The sequence below is a fragment of the Arthrobacter sp. 49Tsu3.1M3 genome (assembly GCF_900168135.1).
Taxonomy (GTDB): Bacteria; Actinomycetota; Actinomycetes; order Actinomycetales; family Micrococcaceae; genus Arthrobacter.
Genome location: NZ_FUZD01000001.1, coordinates 454,181 through 468,830, shown reverse-complemented (window position 1 = coordinate 468,830; position 14,650 = coordinate 454,181). Strand labels below are relative to the sequence as shown.

The window sequence follows — 14,650 nt, the reverse complement described above, 5'->3', positions numbered from 1 at the left end:
CGCTCGCCAACCGGCGTTGTCGAACAACGAAATTTCCCACAGGCGCGCCGCCGTGGCGCACGCTGTGAGCCCCCATCACTGGCAAGCAAACCACTAGAACCACAGCAGCCAATCGCCCCCGTACGGCTCGATTCAGCAGTTTGGGCCGAGTGTAGGGAAACAACGTGGCAACGTTTGTCTCCCTACAGGGCCGGGCGGGCGCTAGTTGTCAGGCTGCTTTCGCTTGGTCCGTGCTGTGTGCGTTGCTGAAGTTCGCGGAGAATCTCCAACTGCTGGCGGTTAATGTCCATCAGGAGATCGATCTCTTCCTTGGACTTCAGGTTCGTAGTGTAGTCATGCTGGGCCATGGCCCCCGCGATGGCATCCTGGCGTTTGGCGGCGATGAGCAGAATTGCTCCTTGCAGACCGGCCAGCATGGACAGAAAGAGGTTAAGAAGGATATAGGGGTACGGATCCCAGGCATGGGTTGCCAGCGCCCAGGTGTTTACGGCGGCCCAGACCAGCATGAAGGCGATGAAACCACCCACGAAAGGCCAGCTCCCCATCCCGTTTCGCATGAGGTCCGCGGCCTGCTGCCCGCGTGTGAGGGAAGCCTTGTGCTTGTCGTGCCAGGTGTTCGGTTCTCCGGTCATCCTCCACCCTAACCAGACGCAGCGGCTGGGACCTGCTTCTCCGCTAGTCTGCGCCATGAGTCCTAGCCCTCCGGTGCCGGCGGATCTCTCCGGCGGCACTGAGCTCACCGACAGGGAAGGCCGACGTCGGCCTATTCTTGGCGGCTGAAGACAGTTTCTCCATCCACCCATGTCGATTCGATCGGCAGGTCAATGAGGTCGTCGGCAGAAACCAACAGGGGATCGTCAGCCCATATCGCGAGGTCCGCCCTGTTCCCGGGCCGGATGCTTCCCTGGTCGTGGTCTCCTTGGGCTTCGGCGGCCCAAACCGAGAAGCCCTTGAGCGCTTCGAGCGCCGTCAACCTTTGTGAAGGTTCGAAGACATGCCCATCGGTCCGGCCCGGGATGCGGCGCAGGCGTGCCCAGGCCATGCCGATGCGGGCGTCGTACTGGGCCACCGGCCAATCCGAGCCCAGCGCAACCGGAGCACCCGAATCGATGACGTCACGGATCCTCCAGGCCCGTTTCGATCGCTCGGCGCCCAGGCGACTGGACCAAGAATCGGATCCGTCCGCCTTTCGCCACTGCATGTGCAACGGCTGCATCGATGCCGTGATGCCTGCCGCGGAAAGACGTGCGAGGTCCGTGTCCGCAAGGCACTCCAGGTGTTCAATGCGGTGCGGGGCTCCCCGCCGGGACCGCACGCCGGCCGAGACGTACGCCTCGATCGCGGCACCGATGGCTCGATCGCCGATGGCGTGCGTCGCGATTTGAAATCCTGCGTCGCTATAGTTTTTGACGGTTGCTGCATAGTCAGCCGGGTCGGGCCAAAAGGATTTCAGTCCGCCGCCCATCGTGTCCGGCTCATAGAGCCAGCCGGTTCCCGTATCGATTACACCGTCGAGTAAGAGTTTGATGAGCCCGCCGCGCCAGCGCCGACCCCGCCGGTCCTTCGACAAGACGTAAGACCGTGCTTCTTCAGCAGTCAGGCCGGGCCGATGCTCGAGTGCGGAAACCAGCCTGACGGGCAAACCCGATCCCGTGCTGTCGATCTTGTCGATGAAATCGAGCGAAGCAAGGTCACCATCCATGATTGTTCCTGAGGTGATGCCGGTTCTCGACAAGCAGGAGATCAGTTCCCGGGCCCTCTCAACGGCCTGCGCTGCAGAAAGAGCCGGTGCGGTGGATCCAACCAATTCGTAGGCAGTGGATTCCCGTAACTCCCCGGTGGGGTTGCCGGCCTCGTCAACGACTATCTCTGAATTGTCGCAAAACCGGCGCGCACCTGTGATGCCGCTCAGGCTCAGAGCTTTCCTGCTCGCCAGTGCGGTATGAAGATCAAACAGGAGGATGTACGCCGGCAGGCCGTGGACCGACTCCTCGATCAGGTCAGCGGATATTCGCCTGCCTTCAAAGACGCCGTAGTCAAGGTTCCATCCCCGGACCCACCCCGCCGGATTATCCGCAAGAACCCTGGCTGCTTCGGTGCGCAGGACGGCGAGGAAACCGTCGAATGTTGACACCGGGCCGAAATCGACGCCGATCGTGATTTCCGAACCTTGGATGGGATGAATGTGCCCGTCGATGAGTCCCGGCGTGATGGTTTGGCCCTTGGCATCGTGCACTTGGGTGTGTGTGCCGCGGTGCTCGCGAAGAAGGTGTTTGCCGCCAGCGGCGAGAATCCTGCCGTTCGCGATGACGATGGTGCTGGCGGATGGTTGTCTTGGATCCAGCGTGTGCACCCCGGCATTGACGATGACAGTGTCCGCGGATTTGAGGATATTGGGCATCAGACTTCCCGTGATCTTGAAGGTTGGCACGCGCCTGGAGTGTCGGGGCAAGGGTCTACGGCCTCGCAGCGGCCGACAGTTGGTGGTGCGGATGAGATCGTGCTGTCGATTGTGGTTTCTGGCAACGAGTGCGTACCTCCGGGGCCGGAGGTACGCACTCGTTGTGGTGGGGGTTCGGCCGTGGGAGGAAGCGGTCAGGCCCTTGAAGTGCTGAGCTGGTTCACGCGTGAATCCTCCGGGTCCGGGGTGCTCCACGCCGGGGGCTGGAAGTGCGCGCCGCCGTACATCGGGTAACGGAGGATTCCTTGCTGGTCGTGGAGCTGTGCCCAGGGCCTGTTAATGCCGTGGGTTCCGTAGCGGCGGACCTGGGTGACCCGGTCGAGGTCCAGGACTCCGTAGAGGATTTCCTCGCCTCCTCTGGCGTGCTGCATGATGGTGCCCTCGGGGTCCACGATGACGCTTTCTCCGACGGCTGATGGGTCGGCGCCGTTGACGTTGACGATGTACACCTGGTTTGCGAAGGCGTTGGCCCGTGACATCACGATTTCCATTTCCCTGTCCCGGGTCGTGGTGAGGGTCGGCTGGATGATGACTTCTGCTCCGAGCCATGCCAGTTGCCGGGCGACCTCGGGAAAGCTTCCGTCGAAGCAGATGGCGAGGCCTACGCGTCCCCGGCCGGGGACGTCGAAGGTCACGAACGAGTCGCCCGGCGTCGTTGTTTCGAACGGGCGCCAGGGAAAGAGTTTCCGGTACCGGGCCACGATCTCGCCTTCGGGGGAAACAGCGATTGCCGTGTTGTAGGTGTTGCCGCCGTCCGTTTCCAGCAGGGAGCCGGGCACGAGCCAGACCCCCAGGCGGCGGGCCAGGTCCGCGATCCGGTCGGTGAGCGCGCTGGGGATGGGGCCGGCGGAGCGGGTTTCGCCCTCAGGGTCGGGGATCAGGAATTCCCCGGGTGCTGCGAGCAGAAGTTCTGGTGCAACGATGATGTCGACCTCAGGACCGAGCTCTTTGGCGGTTTCGGCCTGGGCGGCGAAGCGGTCCCAGGTTGCTTCGACGTCGTACGGCACGGGTTTCGTTTGGATTGCTGCGATGGATAGGACGCGCATTTATGCCTCGGTTTCGCTGCTCAGGATGGATTGCAGTTCGTTGCGGGTGGAGAAAGTTCCCCGGGGGATCGTTTGCCCGGCGAAGTAGGGCCGGAGCCGGGGGCGGATGATGGCAATGACCAGGACGCCCAGGGCGAGGGCGCCGATGCCGATCCAGAACACGGTTCCGATACCGAGCCAGGAGAGCCCGGCATAGTCGGGGGACAACATGTCGACGGCGCTGTAGGCAAACGCTCCCGTCATCAGGAGGGCGCCCAGGCCAGGGAGGATGCCCTTGATGACAAGGGCAGAGGTGGAGGTGCGCATTTGGGGCGCGAAATAGACGACACAGGCCAGCGCCGTGGCGGCATAGTAGGCGGCGATCATCAGGCCGACTGAAAGAATAGCCAGGCCGATGAAGTCGGCGCTGATCGCTGTCAGAACTACTGTCACGGCAATGCTCAGGAGCGCCCACCAAACGATTGACGTGGTGGGTGTCCCTCTGGAGGGGTGCATCTTCGTGGTGGCAGCGGGCAGTGCGCCGTAAGTTCCCATGCTGAGCCAGGATCGGGGGTTGCTGATCGCGACGGTCATCAGCGCCGCTAATGCCGAGATCCCGACGGCGAGGATGATGACCTGCCCGAAGAGGCCACCGGTGGCTTGGGGGCCAAGCACGGACAGCACGTCCGAGACGGTTGCAGGATCCGTGATGCCGGCGGTCCCGGCAAATCCGACGGCGGCCGTCGCGGTCACGACGTAGAAGAACAGAAGGATCACGGTGGTGATGACCACGGCCCGCCCGGGTGTTCCCTTGCGGTCGGTCGTTTCCTCATTGACCGCTATCAGCGCGTCCCAGCCCCAGTAGATGAACAGGCACAGGATGACGCCGTGGACCAGGCCGGAGAGATCGCCGGAGGCAAAGGGGTTGAACCAGTCCAGCCGTGGCGGCTCGGCACCTGCCGCCGCGGTCCCGGCGGCCATGGCGGTAAAGGCCCCGATGCAGAAACCGCCCAGAGCGATCAGCTGCAAGGCGATCAATGCGTATTGAAGCCACGCGGAGAGTTCAATTCCGCGGGCCGCCACGACGCCGCTCAGGGCGATCAGCCCGCACGCGATGGACGCGACGATGACCGGTTGGGAGGCGGCCCAGCCGAGCCCCAAAAAGGTCAGAAGATACGTCGTGGCAACCTGCGCCAGGGCCGCGCTGGAGATGAAGGTGGCAATTTGGGGGACCCAGCCACCGAAGAACCAGCCCGACCACGGGCCAAAGACCCGGGAGATCCACACGAAAACCCCGCCGCAGTCCGGCATTTCCCGGTTGAGGTCCCGGAAGGCGAAGGCCGTGAACAGGATAGGCACGAACCCCAGGAGGAACGCCGCGGGTGTGCTCGACCCGACCGCCAGGACAACGAAGCCCAAGGTCACCGCCAGGCTGTACGCCGGGGCCACCGCGGCGAGACCCAGTGCCACCGTGGGGCCGATGCCGATCGAGCCGGCCTTCAGTCCCTTGCTCGCAGCGGCAACCGGAGGGGTAGGGGGTGTAACGGTGGGGGGTGGAAGGGGATGTGACACGGAGACTCCTCATCGAATCATAGTTATTTGAATCACATTCAAATTTGAATACCATTCAATACGGGTCTAGACTCGCTGTCAATAGGCATCGGGGCGGGGGAGGAATGGCAATGGCGGACCTCAGCAAGAGGGAAGTGCGCCGGAGGGCGATTGCGGCGGCGGCACAGGCCGTCGCCGCCCGTGACGGTGCCGAAGCCGCGACGCTGCGGGCGATTGCGGCGGAGGCAGGCATGGCGCCAAACGCCGTGCTGTACTACTACGGAAGCCTTGCCGAGATCACCGCAGCAGCCGTCGAAGCCTCATCCGCCAGATTCCTCGCACGGCTGGCGGAGGCAGCGGACCCCGCCATGAGCCCGACGGTCCGGCTCGCCGCAGTCATCAGCGCCGGCACTACGGCAGGGCTTGAGGACGACACTTTCCGGATTCTTTACGAGTACTGGACGCATTCGATCAGGGACCTGGAGCACCGACGGATCCAAGCGAATCTCATCCGCACCCAGCAAGCGACGTACGAACAAATCATTGCCGATGGAATGCAGGCCGGTGAGTTCTCTCCGGTCCTGGAATCAGCGAAGATTGCACGGACCCTGGTGGCGCAGGAAGACGGCCTGGTCATGGACGTACTGGCCGGCACCGCCAGCAGCCAGGAGGTGCTTGACCTGGTCGCCAGTCTCGCCTCGGCCCTTCTGGGGCTCGACCGCGACACGCTCCTCGACCACATCGGAAGTCTCACCTTCGCCCGTCAAGGTTAAGCCGCTGAATCGGGTCGGCATTTGCTCTTCGGATTCATCAGGTGGTGGCGAACCCGTCCGCGATGTCCAGCACGGTGTCCAGGATGGCCAGGCCCGTCTGGGTCTCTTCCACGCTGGTGTTGCATGGCGGGACGACATGGATGCGGTTGAAGTTCGCGAAGGGGAGCAGTCCTCGGGATTTGCAGGCCCCCACGAGCTGGCTCATTTCCGGGCTTGAACCGCCGTACGGGGCCAAGGGCTCCCGGGTCTGCCGGTCCTTGACGAGTTCGATCGCCCAGAAGACGCCTGTGCCGCGGACTTCGCCAACCGAGGCATGGGTTTCGGCGAATCTGCGGAGGGCCGGGCCGATCACCGCCTCGCCCAGGGCTGCCGCGTGCTGGACGATCTGTTCGTTCTCCATCGCGTTGATGGTGGCCACGGCGGCAGCCGCCGCGAGCGGGTGGCCCGAGTAGGTCAGCCCGCCAGGGTAAACGCGCGTGCCGAACGTGGCGGCGATCTCCGGACTGATCGCCACGCCGCCCATCGGAACATAGCCGGAATTCACGCCCTTGGCGAAGGTCAGCAAGTCGGGGACGACGTCGAAGTGCTCGACGGCGAACCAGGTCCCGGTGCGGCCGAAGCCGGACATGACTTCGTCGGCGATGAAGACGATGCCGTGCCGTGTGCAGAGCTCCCGGACCCCCTGCAAGTATCCAGGGGGCGGCATGTAGATCCCGGCTGTGCCCGGGACGCTTTCCAGGATGAGGGCGGCGATGGTTGAAGGGCCCTCGAAGCTAATCAGCTGTTCCAGGTGTTCCAAGGCGCGCTGGCTTTCCTCTTCCTCGGTGGTGGAATGGAAGACGGTGCGGTACAGGTACGGCGGGAAAAAGTGCACGGTCCCGCTGCTGGCGGTGTCGCTGGCCCAGCGGCGGGGGTCACCCGTGACGTTGATGGCCAGCTGGGTGCCGCCATGGTACGAGCGGTAGGCGGAGAGCACCTTCTGACGGCCCGTGTGCAGCCGGGCCATCCGGATCGCGTGCTCGTTGGCGTCGGCGCCGCCGTTGGTGAAGAAGATCTTGTCCAGTTCGCCGGGGGTGCGCCCGGCAATCAGACGGGCGGCTTCGGAGCGCGCGTCATTGACGTAGCTCGGGGCGATCGTGCACAGTTTCGTGGCCTGGGCGGCGATCGCGGAGACGACGGCGGGGTGCTGGTGGCCGATATTGGTGTTGACCAGCTGTGAGGAGAAGTCCAGGTACTTGTTGCCGTCGCCGTCCCAGACGTGGGATCCCTCGGCCGCCGAAATGACCATGGGGTCGATGAGGTCCTGGGCGGACCAGGAATGGAAGACGTGCCTGCGGTCCAGTTCGTAGGCGCGGCGTGCGGCGTGGGCCGTGTCGTGGACCGGTCGGATGCCGCTGTCGATTGTGGGGGTCATGGCAGTTGCCTTTCTCTTGACGTTCCGGTCACGCGTTCTGCGGGAAGCCGAGGTTGATGCCGCCGTGGCTCGGGTCCAGCCAGCGGGACGTGACGGCCTTGCCGCGGGTGAAGAATCCGACGCCTTCGGTGCCGTGCGCGTGGGTGTCGCCGAAGAGCGAGTTCTTCCAGCCGCCGAAGGAGTAGTAGGCCATTGGGACCGGCACCGGAACGTTGATGCCCACCATGCCGACCTCCACCTCGTTTTCGAAGCGGCGGGCCGCGCCGCCGTCGTTCGTGAAGATCGCGGTGCCGTTGCCGTACGGGTTGGAATTGATCGTCTCGAGGGCCTGGTCGTAGCTGTCGACGCGGACCACGGAGAGGACCGGGCCGAAGATCTCATCGGTGTAGATGGACATGTCGGTGGTGACGTTGTCGAAGAGGGTCGGCCCGACGAAGAAGCCCTCACCGTCGGCGTCGGCGGCGATGGTGCGGCCGTCGACGACGAGCGTGGCGCCGGCCGCTTCGCCGGCGTCGATGTAGCCGGCCACCTTGTCCCGGTGCTGCGCCGTGACAAGCGGACCCATATCGCAGCCGCGCAGTCCGTCGCCAGTGCGGATCGAGGTTGCTCGGCCGGCTATCTTGCCGACCAGTTCGTCCGCGATGTCGCCCACGGCGAGGAGCGCGGAGATCGCCATGCAGCGTTCGCCGGCGGAGCCGAAGCCTGCGTTGATGGCGGCGTCGGCGGCGAGGTCGAGATCGGCGTCGGGCAGGACGATCATGTGGTTCTTGGCGCCGCCGAGGGCCTGGACGCGCTTGCCGTTGGCGGTGGCGGTCTCGTAGACGTACTTGGCGATCGGTGTGGAGCCCACGAAGGAGACGGCCTTGATGTCCGGGTGGGTCAGCAGTGCATCGACGGCCACCTTGTCGCCGTGCAGGACGTTGAAGACGCCGTCGGGCAGCCCGGCTTCCTTCCATAGCTCGGCCATCCAGTTGGCGGCGGTCGGATCCTTTTCGCTCGGCTTGATGACCACGGTGTTGCCCGCGGCAATGGCCAGGGGGAAGAACCACATCGGAACCATGGCCGGGAAGTTGAAGGGGCTGATGATGGCGACCGGGCCGAGGGCCTGGCGGAGGGAATGGACGTCCACGTTGGTGGAAGCGTTCGCCGTGAAGCTGCCCTTGAGCAGGTGCGGGATGCCGCAGGCAAATTCCACGACCTCCTGGCCGCGGGTGACCTCGCCCAAGGCATCGTCCAGGACCTTGCCGTGCTCGGACGTGATGATGGCCGCGAGTTCGTCCTTGCGGGTGTTCAGCAGCTCGCGGAATGCGAAGAGGACCTGGGTGCGTCGGGCGAGCGAGGCGTCGCGCCAAGCCGGGAAGGCGGCCTTGGCGGCGGCAACGGCGGCATTGCTTTCAACACGGCTGCCGAGCACAACCTGTCCGGTCACCTTTCCAGTGGCGGGGTTCGTGACGGGGGCTGTGCGGTCCCCGGCGGGGACGTAGGTGCCGTTGATCCAGTGCTTGATCGTGTTCAAGGATTCTCCTCAGTGCTATTTGATGTGTGGCGGCATTCGGTGCCGTGCTGTGCGTCCAGTCTGTCCGCGGCGGCGCAACACCATAAGGGGCAGTGTGTAAAGAATGAAGCTCGTGGGATTACACTCTGTAAATGCTGCCCACTGTCCGTACGATCCTTGACCTTCCCGTTCTGCGTGCTGCGGGCCCGCGGGTGCTGGGTGGTTCAGCCGGTTTGGACGCGCCAGTGCGCTGGGTGCATGTCAGTGAGCTGCTCGACGTCGGCGGGCTGCTCTCCGGCGGGGAATTGGTGTTGACCACGGGCCTTGAGCTGGAAAAGGAACCCGGCCTCACGGCGTCGTTCATCAGATCTCTCGAGGGCGCCGCAGCCGCCGGGCTGATCGTCGAACTTATCGGACACAGGGAACGCAGCATGGCCGCGCTGCGGGCCGCGGCCGAGGGGGCCTCACTTCCGGTGATTGTCCTCGAGCGGCGCGTGCGGTTCGTCCAGGTCACGGAAGTAGTGCACCGGATGATCGTGGCGGAGCAGCTCGAACGCGTCGAGCGCGCCAGAGATGTCCATGAAGCCTTCACCGTCCTGAGCCTGGAAAGCGCTGGGAGCCAGCAGGTGGTGGAGCAGGCGGCGATAATGATCGACGCCCCCGTGGTCTTGGAGGACCTCTCCCATCTGGTCCTTAGCTACTCCGCCCGGCAGCTGGACACGGCAGAACTTTTGGAAGACTGGGAGCGACGGTCCCGAACCACGCCGGCGCCAGCCTCGACGGCCCGGACCGGGCCGGAGGAATGGCTTCAGACGCCGGTGGGCGTGCGGCGGCATCTGTGGGGCCGGCTGATTGTGCCGGTGCCGCTCGCCGACGACGGGACGGCCGCAATGGTCCTGGAGCGCGCGGCACAGACCCTGGCCATTAACCGCCTCGCGGAACGGGACCGGCTCGAACTGAGCCAGCGGGCCCAGGCAGGTCTGTTCAACGCCCTGCGCCAGCCCCGCGGACTGAGCGACGCCGAAGCCCTTGCACGCGCCGGATCTCTGGGGCTGAAGCGGTCACCGCTCTACGTGCCGGTCGTGTTCCGGACCACCCCGGCCCAGCAGGCTGCCGCGCACGGCGCAACGCTTCCGCCGGGGGACCCGCTCGCCGGCCAGGAGGAGGAGCGGGAACTGCTGGAACTCTTGGCCCAAACGCTCAAAACAAGCTCCGGCACCGCCTTGACGGCCAGCATCCGATCGGGTTCGGTCGGCATGATCCTGGGCCTGCCGGCACACCGGTTCCAGGAGGCGGTGCTCGAACACCTCGCCCGGGTCGTTGCCGAGCACGCGGGTCCTTCCGGGGATGCGGGAGCCTGGGCGGCGCCGCGCTGGACCATTGGCGTCGGACGCCCCACCGGTTCCCTCCTCGAGGCCGCAGCGGGCATCGACGAAGCGGCCCACGTCGCCGAGACGGCGGCGACCCTGCGCGACGGTGGAAAGTCTTTCTACCGAGCCACGGATGTCCGGCTCCGGGGACTCCTGGCCCTGCTTCGCCACGACCCGCGTGTGCAGCAGTTCGTCGAATCGGAACTGGCCTCCCTCCTCACGGCGGAAGCCCAAGGCCAGGGCGGCCAGCTGGAACTGCTCGGGAAGTATCTGGAATCCGGCGGCAACAAGGCGGCGATGGCCCGCAGCGGCTACCTGAGCCGTCCTACGCTCTACGCTCGGCTGGCCAAACTGGAGGAACTGCTGGCGGTGGATCTCGACGACGCCGAATCCAGGACATCCCTACACGTCGCGCTCTTGCTGCACCGGCTGCGGGGGCTCTAACACTAAATGAAGCCGAAGACGGGCGGAAAGACCACGACGACGACCGTTGCCCAGGCGCCGTAGACCGGCAGGTAGCGTGTTTGCCAGCGCTCGAGCTCTGCAAACGGGAGCCGGCCGCGCAGGAACCCGACGGTGAGCCAGGCCGCGCGCAGCAGGTGCACCAGCAGGATCAGGTTCAATCCGAGTGCGGCGATCTTGTTCGGGCTGTAGCCGAACTCAGCGATCCGGGTCAGCATCGCTGTCAGCATCGCGGCATCGAGTGCAAGGGCTGCGATGACGAGGGCCAACTGCAGAGCGTCGAACAGTCCCCATGCGCTTGATTGCGACGAGGAAGGCTTCCTCGTCATCGAGTCCGGTCGCCTGCCGGTCGGCGATTTGCCCGCGCAGGTGGTCCTCCAGCTCGTCCACGTCGGAGGGGGAGATCGCCCGGTTCCGCTGAACGTATCCGCGCCACCGGTCGATCTGGGCCTCCAGTTCAGCGTGTGCCGCCATCACGCCCATCCCTCAGCCGCGGCCGCTGGCCCCTGAGCGGTCTGCCACACCTGGCGCAGCGCGTCTGAGACGACTGTCCACTGCTGTTGCCGGTCGGCGAGGGCGTTCCGGCCCGCCGGGGTAATGGTGTAGTGCTTGCGCCGGCGCCCGGCCTCGGAAGTACCCCACAGCGAGGAGACGTAACCGAGCCGCTCGAGGCGGTGCAGCAGCGGGTAGAGCATCCCGTCCGTCCACTCCATGCCGCCTCCCGAGAGCTCACTCACCCGTTTAAGGATTGCGTAGCCATACAGGTCGCCGTCCGACAGGATGCCCAACACAAGCGGCGTGGCTGAAGCGGCGACCAGATCCTTATCGATGCGCACTGCGCCTCCTATACCTAGAGCTGAAGGGTATCATGCATTGTAGTTCTAGGTATGGAGGTCCTGGATGTCCGGACGGCCAAAGCCTGTAAGACTCCGTTCCGGGGCGGCCGTTCGCGGCAGGCACGCAAATCACAATGACGCCGCCCGGAGAAGACCCGCTACTGCTGCTCATCGCCGAAGCGGTCAAAGACGAACTGTTCGTCGATGAGGCCAGCTTCGGCGGCCTCCTGCTGCGCACCACCTTCCGGATCGACCCGATCGATCAGAACCGGATCCGGGTGGTGTACCGGATGGAGGTCACGGGTGCCGGTGCCGACGAAGCCGGCCACGCCCGGCCCGGGCCTGATCAGAGTTCGCCGTGCACCAAACGTGGACTAGACGGGGCTCAGGTTAGGCGCTGGGGCGTTGGGCTTCCCGTCCCATTCCCTGGCCGCTAGGCTTCTGGAAAGCGAGGTGACCACCCTCGGGTTCCTGGCTTGCCCATGGCCCCCGCCGGGGCCGCTCCGCTGCTCAGAAATGGATCTCTCATGCCGGACTTCAGCGTCGAAGGGATCGCACGCTCCTACATCCTGGCCGTTGGTTCCCATGACTTGAACGCCGTGGAAACCCTGCTCAGTGAGGATTTCGTAGCCACCTTCGCCGGAACGACCCTCGACAAGGCTGGGTGGACCACGGCGCTTAAGCGCCTTCTCCCGGCGCTGGTTCGCAACGAGATCCGGGATGTCTTCACCGCCCAGGATCGTGTCTGCATCGTGTATGACTTCACCACCAACACGGCTGCTGGCGCAGTCAGGTGCATCGAGCTGCTCACCATCAACGCTGACAAAATCCGCGAGACCGAACTTGTCCTGGATCGGGTCGCCTTCGCCCCCGTCAATGAGGCCCTGAAGGCCCAGGTGCCGCCGGCCCAGTAAAGAACACCATTACTGTCGACCTTCATTGCTTGCCCGATTTGCGGATCACGAATATGAACCTTGTCCCTTAGAACAGCGGCCAGGGCACCGCCGGCATCCCACCGCTCGGAACCGGAAACCGCCCTGCCAGGCGCAACCGGGCGCAGCGCGCGGCGAGTGACGCGATTTCTTCGGCGCTGAGCAAGTCGGCGAGGTCCCGGCCCAGTCCACCGTGCAGTCCTTCGCTGACACGATCGATGCCGTCGCGTTCCTCGGCGGTCAGAGCTTCTCCCAGCCATCCCCACAGCACCGTGCGCAGCTTGTGTTCTCGGTGAAAGGTGAGCCCATGGTCGACGCCGTGCCGGTGTCCGTCGGTCATGGCAAGAATGTGGTCGCCTTTGCGGTCGGCGTTGTTGACGACCATGTCGAACACCGCCATGCGTCTGAGCGCTGGCGAGTCTTCGTGAACGAGGGCGACCATTCGTCCGTTCTCATCCCGTCCCTCGAGAACGTGTTTCCAGCCCGTCTCCGGTACGTGGTCCGTCGCGACCAGGTTCACGGCGCTTTGGGCTCGGTCTTGCTCCCGCCAGAGCTGCACCATTCCTTCGCCCATCGGACCATCGCGCAGCCAGGTGTGCGGCACGACGTCCCAGCCGACGACCTGCGAGACCAGATAGGCGGCCACCTCCCGGTGAGCCAGGGTGCCGTGGGGAAAATCCCACAGCGGACTTTCGCCTGCTATCGGCTTATAAACCACCACCACGTCGCCGATGCTGCCCAGGAATGTAGCGTTTGAAGCCGTCGTGATGCGGCCGGTGAGCGTCAGCTCGGCGGTCACTAGGTCCGGCGCTGGCATCAGACCTCGGGAAGGGTGCAGATGTGACCGTCGGCGTCTATGGGGTAACCGCAGAGCGGGCACGTCGGACGCCCGGCGCCCACGATCTCCCGGGTGCGCTTGGCGAATGCGCGGGCGGTGCCGACCGGCATTCGCACCAGCAGCATTTCGGGCTCGATAGCGCCGTCCTCATCAAGCGATTCGTCGTTGTCATCGGCATCGACGTCGGTGATGGGGTAGGCCTCTAATACGACCTGGGCCGTGGTTGGGTCCCAACCTAAGCTCATGGCGCCGGCGCGAAACTGCTCCTGAACGGCCTCGAGCTGGTCATTGTCGACAAGTTCAATGGGGGTACCCGTGGGAACGCTGAAGGGGTTGCCCTCGACGGTGATCAGCTGGTCGAGAATTTCGTCGATCTTCTCCGCGAGCAGAGCCGACTGCTGCTTCTCCAGGGCGATACTCACGATCTGCGTCCCTGCGCGCACCTGCAGGTAGAACGTTCGCGCCCCCGGAAGTCCAATGGTGCCGACGACGACCCGATCAGGCCAGGCAAACTCGTGAACACGTGTAGGCATGTCAGTATTCTAGGCACATGAGGTTCATGGCGCCTTTTGCCCTGCGCCGCCGCCCACCGGCGCATCGCCAGACTGGATGCCGTTCGACAGCCACGACAGATCACCCGCGTCGGTGTTGGTCGCGTAAACGCTCGGCCGCCTGGCGCCGTAGCGCACGATCGATATTGAGGCGGGGCTCACGTTAATACGCTGGAACAGGTCAAGGTGCATGCCGAGCGCGTCGGCGAGGATTGACTTGATGATGTCACCGTGACTTACCGCCACCCACACGGCCCCTGGCCCATACTCGGCTTCGAAGGCTGCATCGTGGCGTCGAATCGCTGCCACCGACCGAGCCTGCATCGCGGCCATGGATTCACCGCCGGGAAAGACGACGGCGGACGGTTGCGACTGCACGACCGGCCACAAGTCCTCGGTCGCAAGATCACTGAGCGTGCGGCCCTGCCACTGGCCGTAATCGCACTCGGTGAGATCGAGATCGACCGGCGCGTAGGGCGAGCCAGCCTGGCGATCGAGGATGAGCTGGGCGGTCTGCTGACAACGCTCAAGAGGGCTCGACACCACCCCGACTACTGGCACGGCCGCGAGCCGGTCTCCGGTCAGAGCAGCCTGGTCGCGCCCGATCTGGTCCAGGCTGACGCCGACGGCCCGACCGGCCAGCAGTCCGGTGGCATTGGCTGTGGTGCGGCCGTGCCGCACGAGAATAACTGTCGCCATCCACCCAGCCTAACCACACCCTCGATGCCGGTGTGAACCGTACCGGGTCGTGCGTCGACCAGGCAGATAATGCACGGGCGGAACCCTTCAAGTACGCCGAGGCGCTCAAAGCCGCCCGGACGGGCTCGGCACGCATATACCGGCTCATGGCTGGGGCAGCAAAACCGGACGAAGCGGCACTGCCAGAAGAGTGTGGACAATGTCCACACTCTTCTGGGCCTCGGATCGTGTCGTCCCCGGGTC

General features: G+C 64.9%; 15 protein-coding genes and 1 pseudogene. 3 read left to right on the top strand and 13 right to left on the bottom strand.

Annotation, left to right across the window (positions count from 1 at the left end; genetic code table 11):
- Positions 1-182 precede the first annotated feature (182 nt).
- From B5X90_RS02305 to B5X90_RS02290, 4 genes are all read right to left on the bottom strand, one after another.
- On the bottom strand, positions 183-632 hold the full coding sequence (locus B5X90_RS02305; protein WP_079549873.1) for a DUF1003 domain-containing protein: 450 nt from the start codon (positions 630-632) through the stop codon (positions 183-185).
- A gap of 131 nt (positions 633-763) precedes the next feature.
- Complete coding sequence (locus tag B5X90_RS02300; RefSeq protein WP_256860013.1) at positions 764-2,431, bottom strand: amidohydrolase; 1,668 nt, start codon at positions 2,429-2,431, stop codon at positions 764-766.
- Between the two features lie 164 nt (positions 2,432-2,595).
- Positions 2,596-3,507 carry a carbon-nitrogen hydrolase family protein gene (locus tag B5X90_RS02295; RefSeq protein WP_079549871.1) on the bottom strand — a complete coding sequence of 304 codons (912 nt, stop codon included), beginning with the start codon at positions 3,505-3,507 and terminating at the stop codon, positions 2,596-2,598.
- On the bottom strand, positions 3,508-5,058 hold the full coding sequence (locus B5X90_RS02290; RefSeq protein ID WP_079549870.1) for an APC family permease: 1,551 nt from the start codon (positions 5,056-5,058) through the stop codon (positions 3,508-3,510).
- 110 nt (positions 5,059-5,168) lie between these two features.
- Between B5X90_RS02290 and B5X90_RS02285 the strand changes: the two genes are divergently transcribed.
- A complete protein-coding gene (locus B5X90_RS02285) occupies positions 5,169-5,810 on the top strand; it encodes a TetR/AcrR family transcriptional regulator (protein ID WP_079549869.1) in 642 nt (213 codons plus the stop codon).
- Between the two features lie 37 nt (positions 5,811-5,847).
- Here the strand turns inward: B5X90_RS02285 and B5X90_RS02280 are convergent, their stop codons facing one another.
- Positions 5,848-7,224 carry an aspartate aminotransferase family protein gene (locus tag B5X90_RS02280; RefSeq protein ID WP_079549868.1) on the bottom strand — a complete coding sequence of 459 codons (1,377 nt, stop codon included), beginning with the start codon at positions 7,222-7,224 and terminating at the stop codon, positions 5,848-5,850.
- A 28-nt stretch (positions 7,225-7,252) separates the two neighbouring features.
- On the bottom strand, positions 7,253-8,740 hold the full coding sequence (locus tag B5X90_RS02275) for a CoA-acylating methylmalonate-semialdehyde dehydrogenase (protein WP_079549867.1): 1,488 nt from the start codon (positions 8,738-8,740) through the stop codon (positions 7,253-7,255).
- A gap of 131 nt (positions 8,741-8,871) precedes the next feature.
- Between B5X90_RS02275 and B5X90_RS02270 the strand changes: the two genes are divergently transcribed.
- A complete protein-coding gene (locus B5X90_RS02270; protein WP_079549866.1) occupies positions 8,872-10,533 on the top strand; it encodes a PucR family transcriptional regulator in 1,662 nt (553 codons plus the stop codon).
- Between the two features lie 2 nt (positions 10,534-10,535).
- Here the strand turns inward: B5X90_RS02270 and B5X90_RS21360 are convergent, their stop codons facing one another.
- The 4 genes and pseudogenes from B5X90_RS21360 to B5X90_RS21175 form a co-directional block, all read right to left on the bottom strand.
- Positions 10,536-10,880 (bottom strand): hypothetical protein, encoded by a 345-nt coding sequence (locus tag B5X90_RS21360; protein ID WP_256860012.1) that lies wholly within the window; start codon positions 10,878-10,880, stop codon positions 10,536-10,538.
- Positions 10,881-10,890: 10 nt separating this feature from the next.
- Positions 10,891-11,025 (bottom strand): annotated as a pseudogene (locus B5X90_RS21810) (hypothetical protein); the annotation flags it as partial.
- Positions 11,025-11,387, bottom strand: a complete 363-nt coding sequence (locus B5X90_RS02260; protein ID WP_079549865.1) for a PadR family transcriptional regulator — start codon at positions 11,385-11,387, stop codon at positions 11,025-11,027. The pseudogene B5X90_RS21810 and the gene B5X90_RS02260, both read right to left, overlap by 1 nt.
- A 158-nt stretch (positions 11,388-11,545) precedes the next feature.
- Positions 11,546-11,716, bottom strand: a complete 171-nt coding sequence (locus B5X90_RS21175; protein WP_179129011.1) for a hypothetical protein — start codon at positions 11,714-11,716, stop codon at positions 11,546-11,548.
- A gap of 198 nt (positions 11,717-11,914) precedes the next feature.
- On the opposite strand from B5X90_RS21175, the gene B5X90_RS02250 reads away from it, so the two are divergent.
- Positions 11,915-12,301 (top strand): nuclear transport factor 2 family protein, encoded by a 387-nt coding sequence (locus B5X90_RS02250; protein ID WP_179129010.1) that lies wholly within the window; start codon positions 11,915-11,917, stop codon positions 12,299-12,301.
- 67 nt (positions 12,302-12,368) lie between these two features.
- On the opposite strand, the gene B5X90_RS02245 is transcribed toward B5X90_RS02250, so the two are convergent.
- The 3 genes from B5X90_RS02245 to B5X90_RS02235 are packed head-to-tail and all read right to left on the bottom strand — an operon-like array spanning position 12,369 to position 14,407.
- The gene (locus B5X90_RS02245) at positions 12,369-13,136 is read right to left on the bottom strand and encodes an SCO1664 family protein (protein ID WP_079549863.1); all 768 of its coding nucleotides are present in this window, start codon (positions 13,134-13,136) and stop codon (positions 12,369-12,371) included.
- Positions 13,136-13,690 (bottom strand): DUF3090 domain-containing protein, encoded by a 555-nt coding sequence (locus tag B5X90_RS02240; RefSeq protein ID WP_079549862.1) that lies wholly within the window; start codon positions 13,688-13,690, stop codon positions 13,136-13,138. The genes B5X90_RS02245 and B5X90_RS02240 overlap by 1 nt, the downstream gene beginning before the upstream one ends.
- Before the next feature lie 24 nt (positions 13,691-13,714).
- Positions 13,715-14,407: a histidine phosphatase family protein gene (locus B5X90_RS02235; RefSeq protein ID WP_079549861.1), complete on the bottom strand. Its 693-nt coding sequence runs from the start codon at positions 14,405-14,407 to the stop codon at positions 13,715-13,717.
- Positions 14,408-14,650: the final 243 nt, after the last annotated feature.

What these genes read in the sequence shown, in the direction of transcription:
- B5X90_RS02305 (WP_079549873.1), bottom strand. Translation starts at nt 632, where the DNA reads ATGACCGGAGAACCGAACACCTGGCACGACAAGCACAAGGCTTCCCTC.
- B5X90_RS02295 (WP_079549871.1), bottom strand. Translation starts at nt 3,507, where the DNA reads ATGCGCGTCCTATCCATCGCAGCAATCCAAACGAAACCCGTGCCGTAC.
- B5X90_RS02285 (WP_079549869.1), top strand. Translation starts at nt 5,169, where the DNA reads ATGGCGGACCTCAGCAAGAGGGAAGTGCGCCGGAGGGCGATTGCGGCG.
- B5X90_RS02280 (WP_079549868.1), bottom strand. Translation starts at nt 7,224, where the DNA reads ATGACCCCCACAATCGACAGCGGCATCCGACCGGTCCACGACACGGCC.
- B5X90_RS02270 (WP_079549866.1), top strand. Translation starts at nt 8,872, where the DNA reads ATGCTGCCCACTGTCCGTACGATCCTTGACCTTCCCGTTCTGCGTGCT.
- B5X90_RS21360 (WP_256860012.1), bottom strand. Translation starts at nt 10,880, where the DNA reads ATGACGAGGAAGCCTTCCTCGTCGCAATCAAGCGCATGGGGACTGTTC.
- B5X90_RS02250 (WP_179129010.1), top strand. Translation starts at nt 11,915, where the DNA reads ATGCCGGACTTCAGCGTCGAAGGGATCGCACGCTCCTACATCCTGGCC.
- B5X90_RS02245 (WP_079549863.1), bottom strand. Translation starts at nt 13,136, where the DNA reads ATGCCAGCGCCGGACCTAGTGACCGCCGAGCTGACGCTCACCGGCCGC.
- B5X90_RS02240 (WP_079549862.1), bottom strand. Translation starts at nt 13,690, where the DNA reads ATGCCTACACGTGTTCACGAGTTTGCCTGGCCTGATCGGGTCGTCGTC.
- B5X90_RS02235 (WP_079549861.1), bottom strand. Translation starts at nt 14,407, where the DNA reads ATGGCGACAGTTATTCTCGTGCGGCACGGCCGCACCACAGCCAATGCC.